The 18673-nt window shown below is 43.5% G+C and carries 8 protein-coding genes; all 8 read right to left on the bottom strand.

Annotated features, from left to right (window positions below):
* Positions 1 to 277: 277 nt before the first annotated feature.
* The 8 genes from N7974_RS15375 to N7974_RS15340 all read right to left on the bottom strand — a co-directional run bounded on the left by N7974_RS15375 (position 278) and on the right by N7974_RS15340 (position 18417).
* The gene (locus N7974_RS15375) at positions 278 to 4603 is read right to left on the bottom strand and encodes a glycosyltransferase (protein WP_262966472.1); all 4326 of its coding nucleotides are present in this window, start codon (positions 4601 to 4603) and stop codon (positions 278 to 280) included.
* On the bottom strand, positions 4603 to 7677 hold the full coding sequence (locus N7974_RS15370; protein ID WP_262966471.1) for an FkbM family methyltransferase: 3075 nt from the start codon (positions 7675 to 7677) through the stop codon (positions 4603 to 4605). The genes N7974_RS15375 and N7974_RS15370 overlap by 1 nt, the downstream gene beginning before the upstream one ends.
* A gap of 40 nt (positions 7678 to 7717) precedes the next feature.
* Positions 7718 to 9277, bottom strand: coding sequence for a glycosyltransferase family 4 protein (locus N7974_RS15365; RefSeq protein WP_262966470.1), 1560 nt, complete (start codon positions 9275 to 9277; stop codon positions 7718 to 7720).
* Between the two features lie 345 nt (positions 9278 to 9622).
* On the bottom strand, positions 9623 to 10285 hold the full coding sequence (locus N7974_RS15360; protein WP_262966469.1) for an ABC transporter ATP-binding protein: 663 nt from the start codon (positions 10283 to 10285) through the stop codon (positions 9623 to 9625).
* On the bottom strand, positions 10282 to 11076 hold the full coding sequence (locus N7974_RS15355) for an ABC transporter permease (protein WP_262966468.1): 795 nt from the start codon (positions 11074 to 11076) through the stop codon (positions 10282 to 10284). Before N7974_RS15355 ends, N7974_RS15360 begins: the two co-directional genes overlap by 4 nt.
* A 7-nt stretch (positions 11077 to 11083) precedes the next feature.
* Entirely contained in the window at positions 11084 to 12244 is a 1161-nt protein-coding gene (locus N7974_RS15350; RefSeq protein ID WP_262966467.1) for a capsule biosynthesis protein, read from the bottom strand.
* Between the two features lie 773 nt (positions 12245 to 13017).
* Entirely contained in the window at positions 13018 to 15765 is a 2748-nt protein-coding gene (gene ppdK, locus N7974_RS15345; RefSeq protein WP_262966466.1) for a pyruvate, phosphate dikinase, read from the bottom strand.
* A 342-nt stretch (positions 15766 to 16107) separates the two neighbouring features.
* A complete protein-coding gene (locus tag N7974_RS15340) occupies positions 16108 to 18417 on the bottom strand; it encodes a DNA translocase FtsK (protein ID WP_262966465.1) in 2310 nt (769 codons plus the stop codon).
* Between the last annotated feature and the right edge of the window lie 256 nt (positions 18418 to 18673).

The raw sequence follows: 18673 nt of genomic DNA, 5'->3' as shown, positions 1-18673 counted from the left end.
AGTTTTAATAGTTTGCGTGTATTCTACTGCGATACTTGCAAAGTAATCTAATAACCGAATTGATACTAATATCAGCATCTCTGTTTTGTAAGGATTTAAGGCATCCGTGAAAAACAGGATTCTGTCGCATCAAAAAAATCCTGTAAATTTAATTCATAACATTATGATTTAAAGTATTTTCAGTAACGAGAATTGCTGCCTGATTAGTAGTTTTTGGAAGATGACCAAACATAACCCTTCCATGAGGGGACTTAGTTACTATTTTCATGTTTTCTTATCAACGTCTTTTATTATGTTGAGTTTTTTTATTTTTACGGTTTTTAAGTGCAGGGGGCTGTCCAACATTAGTAATCTTGGCTGATTTATTGATTTCTATTGGTATTAATGCTTCCGTCTCGGGATTATTGACTATCATATCAATCTTTACAACTTCTCCCAATTGCGAATCAGTATTTCCAATTTCCAGATCGTCATGCCAAGGTGCAATCTCGATCATGGATACTTTTAAATCAGATTTTTCACTGACCCAGACTCTAACCTCAAGATCAGTACAATGTTTATCCAAATAAATTACTAAACTAACAAAGTTACCAAAATCATCAGGATTATTTAAAACAGATTGACCAAGAATAACACTACCCTTATCAGTAGCCACATCCATGTGTGCTCCAGCAAGGCCTCTTTCTTTAACTGTTCCACGAATATTTACGAGATACTTTCCCGCTACCAAAGAAATATAAGGACCATAAATCAGATAGCCTGCTTGCCCCGTACACATAATATGAATTCGATCTCGCTTACCTATTTGAGTCCCTAAGCGACTATCTCCCCCGGGAAAACGATACACATCATCTGGTAGTACCCAGTGCTGATACCATTGGTTGCCAAGGATTACATCGAGTAAGTTCTGGGTACTTTGTTTCCATGTCAGCCATGGCATAGTCTCTGACTGCGGAGCTTGGCCAATCTCATCTAGTGCTAACCAACCACGAACAGCATCTGCCAATGGTTCTGCCCCAAGTCCAGAAAAATAAAAAGCATGTGTCCCTGCAACTTCACGAAATACAGGGATATCACGGGCGATAATGGATAGTTTGTGCTGTGCTGCTTCAATGAGCGGCAAGCCAAAACCTTCACCTTCAGAAGCAGCAATCAAACAGGCAGAGAAATCGTATACTTTTTCAAGATATTCATCGCTGATTCCCTCCAGCCAAAACAGCCTTTGATTGTACTCACAATGATCATATATCAAATCAGTTAGTTCTTCGACCATCCAGCCCCGATGTCCCACCATAACCAAATTAACATCCACACCTTGAGCCCACAACTGATTAAATGCTAATAGTGTTTGCATATGTCTTTTACGCGGTTCAATAGTGCCCACCATCAAAAAAGTGGGACGACTAGAGAGAGTTTTCAATACATAATCTACATCATTTGGTAAACCTGTTGTGGGTTCTGACTCTACCATATCAGCCCCTAGGTGAAACCAGCCTATCTTAAGCGGACGAACACGTTTTTGATGAGCAAAGATATTAAGCCACCCTACCATATCATCTGCTACAGCGCGGGAAATACATAAAACCCCATCGGCTTGTGATATTGTATTCAACCAACCTGTGTACAAAGAGTAAGCGACTTGTATAAAGACTTTAGGGAGCAAAACAGGTAACAAATCATAAACAACAAAATATACCTCCCCACCTACCCTCTTTAAATAATTATAAAAATCAACTTGTTGAGGCACAAGATGCGGCTGTAAATCTAAGCCCAAAAAAATATCTCCATTAAAAACATCAACTATCTCATCAGCAAGAATGTAATCAGGACAGTTTAAAAAACTACAGGTGAATTGCCGTGCATAGCGATAACCCTTTTCACCATCTATAGCATAAACAGGCTCAACCCTGAAACCTTTTGGTGGATTAGTGAGGAGTGCTGAGAGAACGCTACGAACAACGCGTTGAATACCACTTCTAGCATCTCGTTGTACCAACTCGGAGATGTCTAATAGCAACTGTTTATCTGTAGATGAATGACGATTAAGTGCAATTGCTTTTGCAACTGCTAGCCATTCGTTTTCATCAGCCTCTCCCTCAACATTGGCTATGGCTTTGATTAAGCTGTCTTTATTGCTTTTTGCATGCTTATAATAATTTTCAATAACTTGAGCATATTGATCAGCACAAATACGAGGCGCGTGCTGCGTCATTACTAGTGCACGCGCACGCGTACCCAATGCACACCGTTTATTATTATCACTCCAAAGGGTTTCAAGTGCTTCTACTAGGTGAGCATCGTCAAACTTGTCCGGTAACATCCATACAGCATCATCTGGTAATTCAGCCATGGAACCATTCGCGTTAACAATGGTAGGTAGTCCATAGTTCATACAGTCTAGTACTGATGCAGAGGTTTCACCACGAGAGAGAGAACGCAGTTGAACGCCCACATCCGCAGCTGACAAATAATGACGAAATTGAACCATATCTGTCCATCCAGTGATAGATATGCGATCTTCTAAACCATGATCACGAATCATATCAATCAGCCATGCACCATAGGGTCCCTCATCGTTTCCGCCAACGAAAACAAGATGGCAGCTTTTATCTTTGCTGAGTGTTGAAGCGAACCATGCATGCAATAGTCGATGATTTTGTTTTGGTTCACCCATAATACCAAAGCTACATACAATAAAATCATTGGTATCCAAGCCTAATAAACTACGTGCTTCAACTCGCTTAATAGCTACTTGAGGAGTTCGAAGAAGCGGGATGACAGACCAATTATTAGCACAAGTTTTTCCTAACCATTGTTCAGCTAATTGTCGTGGCTTGTTAGAATGGACTATTACTCCAATAGAATCTTCAACAATAACTTTATTGCAAGGATATTTCCATAGCCAATCAAAATTTTTAGCATGATAACGTTCAACTAAAGCTTGATAGCCATGAGACTGATAAAGGGTCTTATGCAGAAAGTCTGGATATGTTTTACCCTCATTCAGGCCTCCCATATAGGTAACAATATTGCCAAGGAAAAAATCATGAAGAACCACAATGCCAGGTATCTTACCCAACAATTCGAACATATGTTGATGGTATGCTGAATTACCAAAATGATAGAGGACACGTTCATATCTGTCCGCATGATTAGTAAACCATTCTACAGTACGCACAGCACAATTCTCATTAATCCATGGATCCGAAATATATTGCTGTGCCACAATTACATCAATATCATAGTGACGTGCCAAAACAGGTAATAGTTCAGCACTATAATCTGAGATACCACTACGTTCAGGGGGCAACGGGGAGATGTAAGCCAGTTTGGGTCTTGGTTTAAATAAAAAAGATATCTGGCTTGATTTGCTTATATCAACATAAAGTTTTTCAAATGCTGTGATGGCAACCTTAGCACTTTTTTCCCATGAAAATTTCTTAGCTTGTGCAAAACCATGCTGTATCAACTCTGCACGATAGGCATCATCCGAGAGAACTTGTTCAATTTTTTCAGCTATTTCTTTATCATCGAATGGGTTAAATAGCGCCTCATCTTTTCCAATAACCTCTGGCAAGCTGGATGTGTTAGCGGCAATTACGGGTGCACCGCAAGACATCGCTTCCAGCGCAGGCAAACCAAAACCTTCATGCCATGAGGGGAATATAAAAGCTTTGCACAAATTATAAAGAACAATCAAATCCTCCTCAGGGACAAATCCAGTCAGAATCATCTCATCTGGAGACAAGCCCTGTTGTTGAGCCAACTCGGCAAGTATGTCACGATTTGCAGGCTGAACCGAGCAAACAATAGCCAGTTGATGTTTTTTTCGTAAGGCTAGGGGAAGCAGCGCATATGCACGAATCAATCCTTCAATATTTTTGCGATAATCGATTCCACCAGTATACAAGATAAACGGATGAAGCAGACCATAACGCTTTCTTACACTACACTCAGTTTCACTACTGATGTCAATGTGCTTAAATTGCGAATCGGCGGCTGTACCAACGTTGATAACTTGATCCTGCGAAAAACCAAGATAATCAATACCCTCCTGACGTGAAGACTCGGAGATCGCTAGCAATAAATCAGCTCTTCTAATCTGATCTAGCTTGTTTTCATACCATGACTCAACCACTGGGTTACCCAAATAGGTTGTACGATTAATGAATGGAATGAGGTCGTATAAAGTTACTACAGTTGGAATAGTCTGCGTTAGCAATCCAACAGTGGTTATTGCATCACCACCTCCCCATCCCCATCCTTCAAACAAGCTAGTAATGTATATGATATCAGGCTGTAAGCTTGCTAGAAAAGACTCTCGGATCAATTCTGATACTTTTCTGCGCCGGATATTGTGTGGATGTACGCCGCATAATTCATCAAGCGTGTGCCAAACCCTAATATTATCTTGTGGCAAAATACCCTCAAATTCAGCACGAATAGGCTCAATGGTATCTGGAAAAAGACCATTCAGAGCAATAATAATTTCATGCTCACCACGATTACGCACCATAGCTTGCGCTAGTGCCAAACTATAACGACCAATTCCGCGGTGACGACTCGCACTCTGAGCTCCTTGTAAATCAATAACTATACGCATTACACTGCTCTCCTAGCATTATTAGCCGATGCCGATTTAAGTTGAAAATAAATGTCTTTAGCGTTCCGTGAAAGTTGCTTAAGCCCTTCCGGCTCAACTGATTGGCTAGGAAGAGGAGGAGTAGTCTCCGGCAGCTGAACAGGAGGTATACTTAGTCTGTCAGAAATAACCACAGACATATTACCTAGTGCGGCATTAATGGATTTATCTTGTTGTACCAGAAAATCCTGCAAGGCAGAATTTTGCTGCACAACTAAATGTTGTAAATCAGAAAGAGTGGCTTCCAATTGATTAAAGCGGTACTTACTCTCATCACTAAGTAAAAAAATCTGCTGTTCAATCGCTCGTAATTTACGCTCGCCTGGGTGATTACTTTCTACCCCATTAATCCATCGATACAGACCACCTATTAAAAGGTATTGTCCTCTACGGTAATTTTTAATTGCCTTACGTAATCCTGACAAACTGGCTAAACCCGCTTTTTTATTTGTTTTAGCATGCGCTTTGGCTTCTTTGCATAAGCTTAATTGTGCCAGTATTTGTATTTTTGCATACCCGCTACGTAAGCGACTTGAGTAATACCTTAAGCCTTCAGGATCAGGTTCCCTCCCTAATACTATTTTATATGCACCGTTAACAAATTGTTGGTCATGAAGGGACAAAAGTTCATCCAGTGATGTAATATCAGTTACAGCGGCTTGTACAGGAATAGGCATAATTGCGTCTATGGTTGGATGTGGAGGGTTAACAGGCTGTGATTCTGAAATCTGCGGCATAAGTATCGACGGTAATTCTTCCGCACAGCTTATGGCAGATTCGGTATTATTTTTCGGAACCATAACTGAAGCCAAGCTACGGAGAGGTGCTGTCATGCGCCAGCTGAATGACGCATGCGTTGTTTTAAGGCTTTGCTGTACCTGGATCAGCGACTGATTTAGCCGCAGACTGGTTAACTGCTCTGCTTCAAGCTCATTTTTGAGTTGAACCTCCAGGCTACGTAGTTCTTCTTGTTTTGTTTGCAGTTGCTGAGCCGCTTGTTGCTGGATGGCAAACAGTTGTGCCGCGACGTCTTGTTCGCGTTGCACCAAAGTGCGCTGCATATTTTCCAGTTCCTTTTGGATTTGACTGGTTTGTTCGACGTGTTCTTTTTCACGTTGCGACCATTCGCGCTCTAAACGTTGAAGTTCTAATTGTGCAGTTTGCAGTTGCTGAATGAGGACTTGTTCTCGCCCGGCGTGCTCGTGTTGCAGTGTAAACACTTGTACGTTGTGAGTTTGTGCCAGCTCTGCTTGTTCCTGAATGGCTTGCTGTTGGATGGCAAGCAGTTGTGCCGCGACGTCTTGTTCCCGTTGCATCAGAGTGCGAAGAATATTTTCCAGTTCCTTTTGGCTTTGGCTGATTTGTTCGACGTGTTCTTTTTCACGTTGCGACCATTCCTGTTCCAAACGCTGGAACTCTAATTGTGCAGCTTGCAGTTGTTGGGTAAAGGTTTGTTCTCGTTTGGTATATTTGTCTTGCAATGCAAGCATTTGTACATTGTGAGATTGTGCCAGCTCTGCTTGTTCCTGAGTGGCTTGCTGCTGAATAGCAAGCAGTTGTGCCGCGACGTCTTGTTCGCGTTGCACCAGAGTGCGAAGAATATTTTCCAGTTCCTTTTGGCTTTGACTGGTTTGTTCGGCGTGTATTTTTTCACGTTGCGACCATTCCTGTTCCAAACGTCTAAGCTCTAATTGTGCGATTTGTAGTTGTTGGGTAAAGGTTTGTTCTCGCTCGGTGTGCTCGTGTTGCAATGCAAGCACTTGTACGTTGTGATTTTGTGTCAGCTCTGCTTGTTCCTGAGTGGCTTGCTGCTGAATAGAAAGCAGTTGTGCCGCGACGTCTTGTTCGCGTTGCACCATAGTACGCAGGAGACTTTCCAGCTCCTTTTGGGCTTGGCTGGTTTGTTCTACGTGTTCTTTCTCACGATGCGACCATTCGTGCTCCAAACGTCGAAGTTCTAATTGTACAGTTTGCAGTTGCCGGGTGAGGGCTTGTTCGCGCTCGGTGAACTCTTGTTGCCTCGCCCGTTCTTGTTCTCTGTGATGATGGGCTTGCTCGGACTTTTCCTGAGTGGCTTGCTGCTGAATGGCAAGTAGTTGTGTAGCAACTTCTTGTTCACGTTGCGCCAGAGCGCGCAGGAAATTTTCCAGTTCCTGCCGGGCTAGTCTCGTTTGTTCTGATAATAGTTGTTCACGTTCGGTGCGCGACTTATTCAGAGAGTCAAGATTTAGGGTAAGGCGCTCAACCTCATTATCGGCAAATAGCTTTTCTTGTTTATTTTGTGCGAGAATTTCATTTATTTTTTGCTTATAACGTTGGTCAATCAGCTGATGAAAAGAGCTGTTGGCTGTACCGTTTAAGGTGAAGTCATCAAAAACATTAGGCGGTGCAAGAAATGCATTTTTTAACTCAGGATGCCTGTCTGAAAGGTAATAACGATTCAGTCCATCGAAATAAACGGGGGAATAGCCTTTGCCGATTAATATTGATTCCCAGGTTTTGTGTGTTTCAATCTGGGTCAGAGGGAGCGTACTCTCCACAACGACAATCCATGGGCGTGGCGTAGATTTACCCCAACTGGACAGCACTTGCTTTTCAAAACCCTCTACATCAATTTTAAGCCAATGTATTTCCGGCTCGGCACAGGATTTAAAAACGGCTGATAATTTGATACAAGGAACGGTAATCTCATGCACATCAAAGCCGCGCTCACGGTGCTGCTGTGCAATGGCAGGATCGGCAGTTGAAATCCCGGTTTCCGGGATTTCAAAAAACTGTAACACCGCAGGGCCATTGCCGATGGCCGCCTGGATGACCGTATCATTCGGTCTTTGCTGCCTTAACAATTCAGCGTAATGGGGCGTTGGTTCAACATGAATACCTCGCCAGCCATGCTCGTGGAACGCAAGACTGACAGAATCGATGACCGGATCGTTCGCGCCAATATCGATATAAAAACCTTGATCAACGTGCGAGAGCGCGCGCCAGAGCATGACATCTTCAAAGTTTTGGGCGTAAGAAATGAGATTAGTCATAACGTGCTGTTAGTCACTGTACTGGTAGGTAATAAGTTAGTTATTTATTTACGGTAACGTTTTTTAGAAACCGCTCCCATTGGGGCAAAATTTTCTCCGGCAGATAGCGTAACGAGACGTCTGCCCCTCGCTGGCGCATACGTTCCTGAACTTGCGGAGCATCCGGTTCATAGAGCACTTTTTTGAGTGTCTTAACGAGGCTCAGTGTAGTGTAGGGATCGAAGTATTCGGCAGCGTCTTCGTAAATCTCGCGATGAACGGGAATATCAGAGGCGATGGTAATGCCTCCGCAGCGCATGGATTCGACACCGGAAAAATCGAAGCCCTCGCCCAGACTTGGGCACACGGTTGCTGCTGCGTTACGGTAGAGTACGCGAAGATCGGGGGCTGGAACGGCATTAAGCATAAAGAGTTGGCCGCGATCGATCCATTGTCTAAAGGCATTGGTAATGAAACTGTGATCCCAACCTAGTGTTCCCACTACGATAAGTTTGATATCTGGGTCAACATCTGAGTTTAGCGCCTCCCATGCAGCAAGCAGACGTGTATGATTTTTTCTGGGTTCGATGGTGGAAACAATCAGGAGGTATTTAAAATTTGTATCACCCAACGCCTGCTGATAAAAGCGTTCTTTTTGTTCAAACCCGGAAAACTTGGGCAATAAATCAATTTTTTTTGAGAGATCACTTTCATAAAGCCGTGACCTAATGATCTTTGGAATACGCTCAAATGCTGAGTGCTCGTTAAAATAATGAGCCGATATCATATTGTAAATAGTCACCGAATGATCAGCTGCTTCAGGAAAAAGCATAATCAAGTCTTGTCTTGTAGCCTCGGAGACGCAGGCAAACCATGCGCCCGATTTGACGTTGCTCATTAAGGCAAAGAAATGCGTCGACTGATGAAGCACTTTGTCCGAAATGGTATGCGGCATTAACACTGGAATGGCATCGTGGTAACGGATAATCAAGACGGTATTACGGTCAACGCGTGCAGGATAAGGCGTTTGACCAATTAAGATATCAATCCCCTTGGTGTCCAGCACGGGATATTTAGGAGTACTGGTGATGCTCAACGAGCTTAATCCAACCTTATGCATTGTATGCCATGGCATGGAACATATTCGGTGATCTGCCGAGGACACAAGATCAAAATCAGCGATGGGTAAGGTTTTTTCGAACAGCGCCCGCCAGGTAAAGTCTTTAAATGAACCGGATTCAAAGCGAGTCAATTTGACGCGTCCCAAGCCAAGTTCTGTCATCAAAAACAGCTTTATGGAGGCCAGTTGTTTTTTAACATCATCCAATAAGCTATCAACCATGTTTCGTTTGGGCTTGTCAGTCAAGGAGACTATGACTCTTGAGTAACGGTTGATTTTTCTGGCGGGGCTGAGTTTTTTTGTAAAATACCCGTCATTATCCATGGTTCCACGTGCCAACACTTTATGTGGGGTCTGTATCATACCTTCGACATCCAGTGATTCAATCTTGCGCAGGCCACTAAACAACAAACGAACTTCTTGGGGAATTCCCGCAAAACCATCCAGTGCGGGGCGCATTTCAAGTAGCACTTTAATTTTTTGACTGGTTTCGTTGTTCACGTTGTAAAAGTTACCTTGGTTATTTGTTGTACTATAGTCTTTCAGAAATTAAATTTTCATTCATGTCGTTGTAAGTGCTAACAGATACCATCCCTTGAAGGGATGGTATCTGTTAGCATCGAAATTATTTATATGAAAACTTATAGTTATTAAAGATGCGGTAGCAATGTCTGAAAATTTAGAAACACGCATCAAATAACTTGAACAACTTTTATTTTAAAAATTCCGGTGCCGGTCGGGGTTTGTAACCCCGACTGAAACGTTTAAAGACTGCAATGCCTTTCAAAACGTGAATAACGGGGTTGCAAACCCCGTTACGCTTTAGTATCTGAGTTACCGACTGAATCAAGCGATTTCCATAGAATGAGCATTGTAATAAGCAAAGGCTTCATCCATATCATTAAACGACGTTAATTTACCTTTAACCAATACCGAGGCATGCTGGCAGTGCTCGCGAATAAAGCCGGGATCATGCGAAACCACGATCATGGCCCGATCTTTACGCTTTTCAAACAACTCATATTGGCATTTCTCATGGAAGCGGGCATCACCTACGGCGATGATTTCGTCAATCAGGAAACAATCAAATTCGACGACCATGGAGATGGCAAAGGCCAAGCGGGCACGCATTCCTGACGAATAGGTTTTAACCGGCTCACTCAGATATTTGCCCAACTCAGAAAACTCTTGCACAAAGGGGATTTTGTCTTCGGTGCTGGTGCCATATATTCGGCAAATAAAACGCAAGTTATCAAGTCCCGTTAAGCTACCCTGAAAGGCACCACCAAAGGCCAAGGGCCAGGAAACACTCATATCCCGGATAATCGTGCCGCTGGTAGGGCGCTCCGCACCGCTAATAAGACGAATCAAGGTTGATTTTCCGGCACCATTGCGGCCCAAGATACCTACTTTTTCGCCGGAGGCAATCTGTAGGTTAATGTGATCCAGTATGGTAGCCTGACCGCCCCGAATGGGATAGCGCTTAACAACATTGGTAAGCTGGATCATTCCGGCGTCACTGTTCGAGATACCACACGCACCTGCGAAAGTCCCAGCAACATTAGACACAGGTTCGCTGTGGCCATATAAGCCATATCGTAATGTGCGTGTACTAACGAACCGAAGTAGCCTTCGCGTAGCAGTTCAACACCATGTACCATGGGTAAATACAAGATGAATTTTTGCGCGGTAACGGGCAACCAATTTACCATAAATGCAGCGCCGGATAACGGGAATAAAAGGTAAGAGGTTGGGTGCCAGAGCTTTTCGATAATTTCGGTGCGCTCACTCAATCCACCCACCAACAACGCAAGGGCAGCACCAAACCAAGATAGCATAAACCAAGCCAACATGATTTTTAAAATGTCTTCCGGCGGCTCTATCAAGCCAACCGCCGTAAAAATAATTCCCAAAATAATAAACGATGCAGTAGTCCCTGCTACTTCAAGCAGGATACGTGAAATAAAAATATCAATAACTTTAACATGGCGGTGATACATTAAACTTAAGTTGGGCTCAATGGCACCGCTGCACCGACCCGGCATGTTGCGCCAAAGTAAAACGGATGAGTAGCCTGTCAGCGCAAAAGCCGCAATGGGCAGACTGGAGCCATGAGCTGCACCCGCTAATGTCCATAAGGCCGTTACCCCTAAAGTAAACATCATAGGCTCTACGAACAACCAAAGAAAGCCGATATTATGGCGGCCATAACGAGTAATAACTTCACGCATGAGTAGTGCGCCGATCACACGAAAGTGTATCTCAAATGACCGGCTAAGAGGGGTTGTATTATTTATCACCGGCTTTTTAATCCTGATGCTCACGTACACCAGCCAGCAACATCGTCAGTACGCCCCAAGAGATAAACCCCAGAATAAGGGTGGATAGAACGCCACGAATCCGCCTGGGTTCCATCGCCTTATCCGGTTTGCTGGACTGCACGATACGCTCCAAATAAAGCTGCTTACGCTGCGCTTCATTTCGCGCCTGCTCCAAAGAAATCAAGGTACTAGCCAGTTGTTTGTCAGCAAACTCCCGTTCCAGGGCAAGACGTTGGTATTCGGCGGCCTTGTTGGCCAAAGAGCGCCCCTCGCCCACTACTTGTTTGGTTTCCACGTCAATTTGTTGGCGCAGGTTTTTAACAAGCAGTTGCATTGAGGGTATCTGAGGGTTGTTTTTGGCGAAGGTTTGCAGTTGCACAAGCTGTGCTTGTGCGGCAATCAATTCACCTTGCAACTTGGCGACTTGTTCCAACTCGATAGAGGTTTGCTGTTCTGGATCAAATACGCCTTTCTGATTACGGTAAGTGGATAAAACCAGGGCGGCAGCTTTGGCTTTTTTTTCTGCAGTGTGCACCTCACCAGCGGCAAAGCGAATCATGTCTTGCCGCCCGGTTTCATTGAGCTGGTTAACCAGTGCCTCGCTTATCTCTATCAGTTGCTCATTAATTTTAAAAGAATCTTCTGCGGTAAAGCTTCTTACGGTCAGGGTAGTAATGGAGGATAAAGGATCCAGCTCAACCTCGACTTTCTTTTTATAATATTTGAACAGGGCTTCAAAACTGTTATCCCATCTGTCCAGGCCGGCAAAGCGACTGAAAATATCCACATCGCTACTGGCAAAAGCTTTGCCTATATTCAGTTTGTCATTAAGTGACGAAAGGGCATCGCGTGACAATATGTAATCCTGAACGGTGTAGCTATCGTCTTGCGAACTGGAAAAGCCGGTGCCTTTGAGGAGTGAGCTAAAAGGGGAGGCTGTTTGCCGCTCGGGGCTACGCACGACAAAACTGGATTCTGAAATGTAAACATCAGAGGCAATAAAGCCAAAATAAACAATGGATAAAAAAGTAGGTATGACAACCGTTAAAAGAAACAGCCAATTAAGCCCTTTGATGCGAGCAACAAGCCCTTGTTTAGGCTGATTAATATTTTTCTCTGAGGCAGGGTCAATTAATAGGGTATTCACAGTTTTTTTGATTCAGTTAATTCAGGGGTTGTATAGATATCCAGATAAGTTCTGTTCGCCTGGCATTTGTATTCTGGTAGTTTTAATATTGCCCTATAAATAAATTAACTGTTATCCGAGACCAGCAAATGTTTATCCTGTCGTTAAAAATAGTCGATTGCCATAAAATTACAGGGGTTAAGTGTAGCATATTAAAATAAACTTACACTATTCAGCAATACAACTAATTTGGTAGATCATACTACATGTAGTTACCGTTGCAGATTTTTAATATAGATTCTGAGATAAATAAAACTGGCCTATTGATTCCGGGAGCGCTGAGCCCCAGCTCGGCGTAGTTATCAATAGTCAGTAATCGGTTTGACTATCCCGTGCCGAGCTGGGGCTCGGCGCTCCCGGAAAGTTATCTGTGAACTGAAGCGTGACGGGGTTTGTAACCCCGTCACTTACGTTTTGCAAGCTATTGCCGTCTTCAAACGTTTCGGTCGGGGTTGCAAACCCAGACCGGCATATAGCTTCCGGGAGCGCTGAGCCCCAGCTCGGCGTAGTTATCAATAGTCAGTAATCGGTTTGACTATCCCGTGCCGAGCTGGGGCTCGGCGCTCCCGGAAAGTTATCTGTGAACTGAAGCGTGACGGGGCTTATAACCCCGTTACTTACGTTTTGTAAGCTATTGACGCCTTCAAACGTTTCGGTCAGGGTTGCAAACCCAGACCGGCATATATCACGCACGGCACGCCCTACAGAAAGTAATATTGGTTAATTTATATACATTAACCAATAGTGTAATCATCCTCCAGCAATTTCGCATGGGCGGCAGCCAGTCTGGCGATGGGGATGCGTGGCGCTGAACAGGAAACATAATCCAGTTTGATATGATGACAAAAACGTATTGATTGTGGATGTCCGCCTTGTTCGCCGCAGATACCTATTGCCATACCGGGACGGGTTTTGCGTCCGGAATCAGCAGTCATTTTCATTAACTGGCCGACGCCTTTGGCATCAAGTACTTCAAATGGATTGTCTTCAAGTAATCCGGTTTCATTATAAAGCGGTAAAAATTTGTTTTCTGCATCTTCACGTGAAAACGAGAAGGTTGCCTGGGTTAAGTCATTGGTGCCGAACGAGAAAAACTCGGCCACTTGAGCCAATTCTCCGGCACGGGTACAGGCTCTGACTGTTTCCACCATGGTTCCAAATTTAAACTTTAAAACAATGCCGTACTGACTTTCGACTTCTTGCTGAATTTGGTCAACGTAGACTTTTACTTTAATTAATTCCTGTACGGTAATAACCTGAGGCACCATAATTTCAGGAAAAATAACGGTTCCTTGCTTGGTACAGAGCGCCGCCGCTTCCAGAATTGAGCGGATTTGCATCTGATAAATTTCCGGATACGACATGCCCAGACGCACACCCCGATGGCCCAGCATGGGATTTACTTCGTACAATTCTTTAACTTTCTTGAGCATCAACTCTTTTTTGGCAATCGCTTTATTAACGACTTCCTCGTTTAGTTGATTAAACGGTACCGGTAAGGCAATATGCGCACCCAAAGTGTCCAAAGCAACCTGCTGCCCCTGAATCATCACTTTATAAAGATTTAAGGATTTAATTTCATCTTCCAGCTGATGCTCACTTGGCAAGAATTCATGCATCGGTGGATCAAGCAAGCGCACTGTTACCGGATAAGGTGACATGGCCTCAAAGATTTGTTTAAAGTCATCGCGTTGAATGGGAAATAATTTTTCCAGCGCTTCCTGCCTGACTTCTTTGCTGTCAGCCAAAATCATATCAATCACTAACGGCAGACGGTCTGAGGCATTAAACATACGCTCGGTACGGCACAGACCAATACCGGTTGCACCATAGCTAAGTGCCATACGTGCGCGTTCCGGCGTATCAACATTGGCATGAACCTCCAGCTCGGCAAATTGATCAGCCCATGATAACAAGGTTTTTAATTCTTCTGAGAATGCCGATTCAATGGTTGCAATTTTACCTAAATAAATAAGTCCGGTACTGCCATCAATAGTGATAATGTCGCCTTCACGGATATGCAAATCGCCAATAACAGCCTGGCGGGCACGCACATCTATTTTTATGTCTTCAGCGCCGGCAATACAGGCTTTACCCATACCTCTGGCAACCACCGCAGCATGTGAGGTTTTACCGCCACGACTGGTTAAAATACCTTGCGCGGCAAAAAAACCATGAATGTCTTCCGGTTTGGTTTCTTCTCTGAGTAAAATAACGAGCTCTCCTGCACGACCCATTAATTCGGCGGTATCGGCATCAAACACACATTTTCCGAAAGCGGCACCCGGCGACGCAGGCAAGCCTTGAGCCACCGGCTTGGCTTTATTTTCCGGATCGAGTTGTGGATGCAGCAACTGTTCCAGTAATTCGGGATTGATACGCAATAAAGCCTGTTCCTTACTAATCAGACCTTCGGCAACCATCTCCACAGAAGTACGTACCATTGCCGCTGCATTCATTTTGCCGTTACGCGTTTGCAGGCAATACAATATGCCACCTTGAATGGTGTATTCGTAATCCTGAACTTCTTTGTAATGTGCTTCAAGCTTGTTGCGTAATTCAACCAACTGTTGGTAAAGATCCGGCATTTCATGAGCCAGCTCATGCACCGGCTTTGGCGTACGGATACCGGCAACAACGTCTTCGCCTTGGGCATTAACCAGGTATTCACCATACATTTCATTAACGCCGGTACCCGGATTACGGGTAAAGCCGACACCGGTTGCGCAATCATTGCCCATATTACCAAACACCATGGCAACGACATTAACCGCTGTACCGTTAGCCATTTTAGGGGTGATATGAAATTCGCGTCGGTAATCGACTGCACGTTTGCCCGTCCAGGAATTGAATACCGCTTTAATAGACAATTCCAGTTGCTCATAAACATCTTCAGGGAAAGGCTTACCGGTTTCTTCCTGCACTACCTGTAAAAATAATTCACTGATTTGACGTAAATGTTCGGCATCCAAACCTACGTCAGCTTTAATACCCGCTTGCTTTTTGATTGCAGAAAAATGCAGGTCAAATTTTTCATCATCAATACCCAAGGCAACCTTGCCAAATAACTGGATAAATCGGCGATAAGCATCATAGGCAAAACGTGCATCGCCAGTCTGCTCAATCAAGCCAATCAGTGTCTTGGCATTGAGACCCAGATTTAAAATAGTGTCCATCATGCCCGGCATTGAAATAGCAGAACCGGAGCGTACCGATACTAATAACGGGTTATGACTATCACCAAACCGTTTTCCTGAAAGTACCTCAACTTCGCCGATATGGGCTTTAACTTCTGCCAACAAACCTTGGGGTAATTGATGGTTTTCAAGATAATCCAGACAAGCTTTGGTAGTAATGACAAATCCTGGCGGAACATTAAGCCCTATCTGGGTCATTTCACAAAGATTAGCACCTTTACCGCCCAGCAATACTTTATTTTTTCCGTCGCCTTTTTGGAATGAATAGATATATTTTTCAGTCATGTTTTTTCCCAAAGTTGAATAGATGAAGATAACCGCACAATTATAAAGTAATTTAATTTAGCTTTTATGACAGATTTTAAAACAGGCAACCGAATATCTTCAAACGTTTCGATCAGGGTTACAAACCCTGACCGGCATCGAGTAATTAAATTATCCATAGGATGGGCTGACGACAGGATGCCCATCAATCAACCAATTGAAAACTTCAATAACTTTCAAAACGTGAGTGACGGGGTTACAAACCCCGTCACGCTTTAGCAGTGAAGTTGGTAATAACGTAACCCAATCAGGAAATAACTTTTTAAAAACGGACAATAATTGCGCTTCGTATAAGTATAGCTATTAATCTTTAACAGGTGGCGGTGCCAGTACAACTCTTGAGCCATTAGATTCTGCGGAACTGACAATGCCGGCGGCTTCCATGTCTTCTATCATGGTGGCGGCACGATTATAACCGACCTTAAAACGGCGCTGGACACTGGATATTGATGCCTTGCGGGATTCAGTAACAAACATGACGGCTTCATCATATAAAGCATCAGACTCTGAATTATTACTACTGTCACCGTTCATACTATAACCCTCACTGGAATCTGTAGATTCACGGGTAATATCTTCCAAATAATCAGGTGGCGCGGTTTGTTTTAAAAATTCAACAACCCGATGTACTTCATGGTCATCGACAAATGCCCCATGAGCACGGATAGGAATACTGGTGCCTGATGGCAAAAATAACATATCACCATTACCTAACAACGTTTCAGCGCCGCCTTGATCAAGAATAGTCCGTGAATCAATGCGCGATGAAACCTGAAAAGATATACGGGTAGGTACGTTGGCTTTAATCAGTCCGGTTAACACATCAACCGATGGACGCTGTGTTGCCAAAATCAAATGAATCCCGGCTGCTCTGGCTTTTTGCGCCAAACGGGCAATCAACTCTTCAACTTTTTTACCGACGATCATCATCATATCGGCTAATTCGTCAATTACGATGACAATACTGGGCAATTTATTTAAGACCGGAAAATATTCACCGTCTTCCAGCGGATTTAGCAGTTGAAACATGGGGTCTCTAATGCTCTCCCCTCTTGCATCTGCCTCATCAATCAAATGATTAAATCCCGCCAGATTTCTAACGCCCATTTTGGACATTAATTTATAACGCCTTTCCATTTCAGCAACCGCCCAACGCAGGGCGTTACTGGCTTCTTTCATATCAGTTACTACTGGCGTCAATAAATGCGGTATGCCTTCATAAACAGATAACTCCAGCATTTTAGGATCGATCATAATCAATCGCACTTCTTCGGGCGTAGCTTTATAAAGCAAGCTAAGGATCATAGTATTGATGGCAACCGATTTTCCTGATCCGGTAGTACCGGCAACCAGGGCATGAGGCATTTTACCCAAATCGGCTACCAAAGGTGCTCCGGCAATATCCTTACCCATTGCCAAGGTCAACATGGATTTAGCCTTTTCAAAAACAGGCGCTGCCAGTAATTCGCGTAGCGTCACCATTTCCCGCTCCCTATTGGGAATTTCAAGGCCGACCACTGATTTACCGGGGATAATTTCAACAATACGTACGCTGGTCACTGACAAAGCCCTGGCCAGGTCTTTGGATAAACTGCTGATACGACTGACTTTTACACCGGCGGCTGGCTGCAACTCAAAACGGGTAATAACAGGGCCGGGATGAAAACCCACAACTGCCACGGCAACATTAAAATCGGCAAGAATATCTTCTACCAATCGTGACATTTCCTCCAAATCTGTTTGCGAATAACCGACAACTCGGGTGTCTCTTTCATCCAGTAAATCTAAAGAAGGCAATACATCTTCCCCGGCATTATATTTGGGGGCTGTTTTCTGTTGTGGTTGCGTTTGTAGTTGACTGCTGTTTTTTTCAAACTGCACTACCTTTTTTTCGATAACAGGAGGTAAAACTTTAGGAATGGATATGGCTTTAACAATCGCCTTTCTTAATGTCTCCGGCTGTACAGGATCATTATGAATCGACTCAACAGAATGGTCAGGGGGAGCCCGCCATAAATTAGTCACAGTGCAGCCAACAGCATTGCATAAAGATACCGTATATTTACCGATAAGATCAATAAAGGCTAGCCAGGATAACTCGGTAGTCAGGGTAATTCCGGACAATAATAAAACAATTAAAAATAAGGTAGCGCCTGAATTGCCAAATAAGATCAATACCGCATCGCCAATTTCCTGACCTAAAATACCCCCGGTACTACCTGGCAGCTCGACACCTACTCTTAATACATATAAATATAATAATGCCGCACCAGAAACAATGATTGCTATAGAGCCTAGCCACTGCAAGGCTATCGTCATTTTTTGCTGTCCTTGTCTGCTCTGACCATATAACATATAGCCATGCCAAGAGAGAATAACCGGAAACAAATACGCAATCAAACCAACAAAGCTGAGTGTAAAATCAGCGACCCATGCACCAAAAACACCGCAGGCGTTAGTGACTGTCTGCACTGAACCACTATGGGTCCAACCAGCATCCTCTTTACTAAAAGTAATCAAGGAAATTAAAAAAAACAAAGCAATCCCAAAAAAGCCCAGGACTGCAATTTCGCGTAAACCTCGAAATGTTTTTTCTTCCATTACCGCAGACATAAATTATAGCTCAACATAGATTTATACAAATAAAACAGGATTATAGATCAATGATTAAACATTCTACATTAATATTGATCACAAAAAAATTCCACTTGTTTTTAGTTCTAAAAAAGCTGGTTTATACACACTCGATGTTCAAGTTTTTAAGCTTAGAAAAACAGCAGGAAAACGAGTAAGCCAATCAGTGTTAGAATTGGACGTATTTCAACAGCATGTTGATGCACGAACCTGCGCACTTTATAAAAAGTTTTGT

This window comes from Methylobacter psychrophilus, assembly GCF_025583945.1.
Classification (GTDB): domain Bacteria; phylum Pseudomonadota; class Gammaproteobacteria; order Methylococcales; family Methylomonadaceae; genus Methylobacter_C; species Methylobacter_C psychrophilus.
This window is presented reverse-complemented; position numbering and strand designations above follow the sequence as displayed.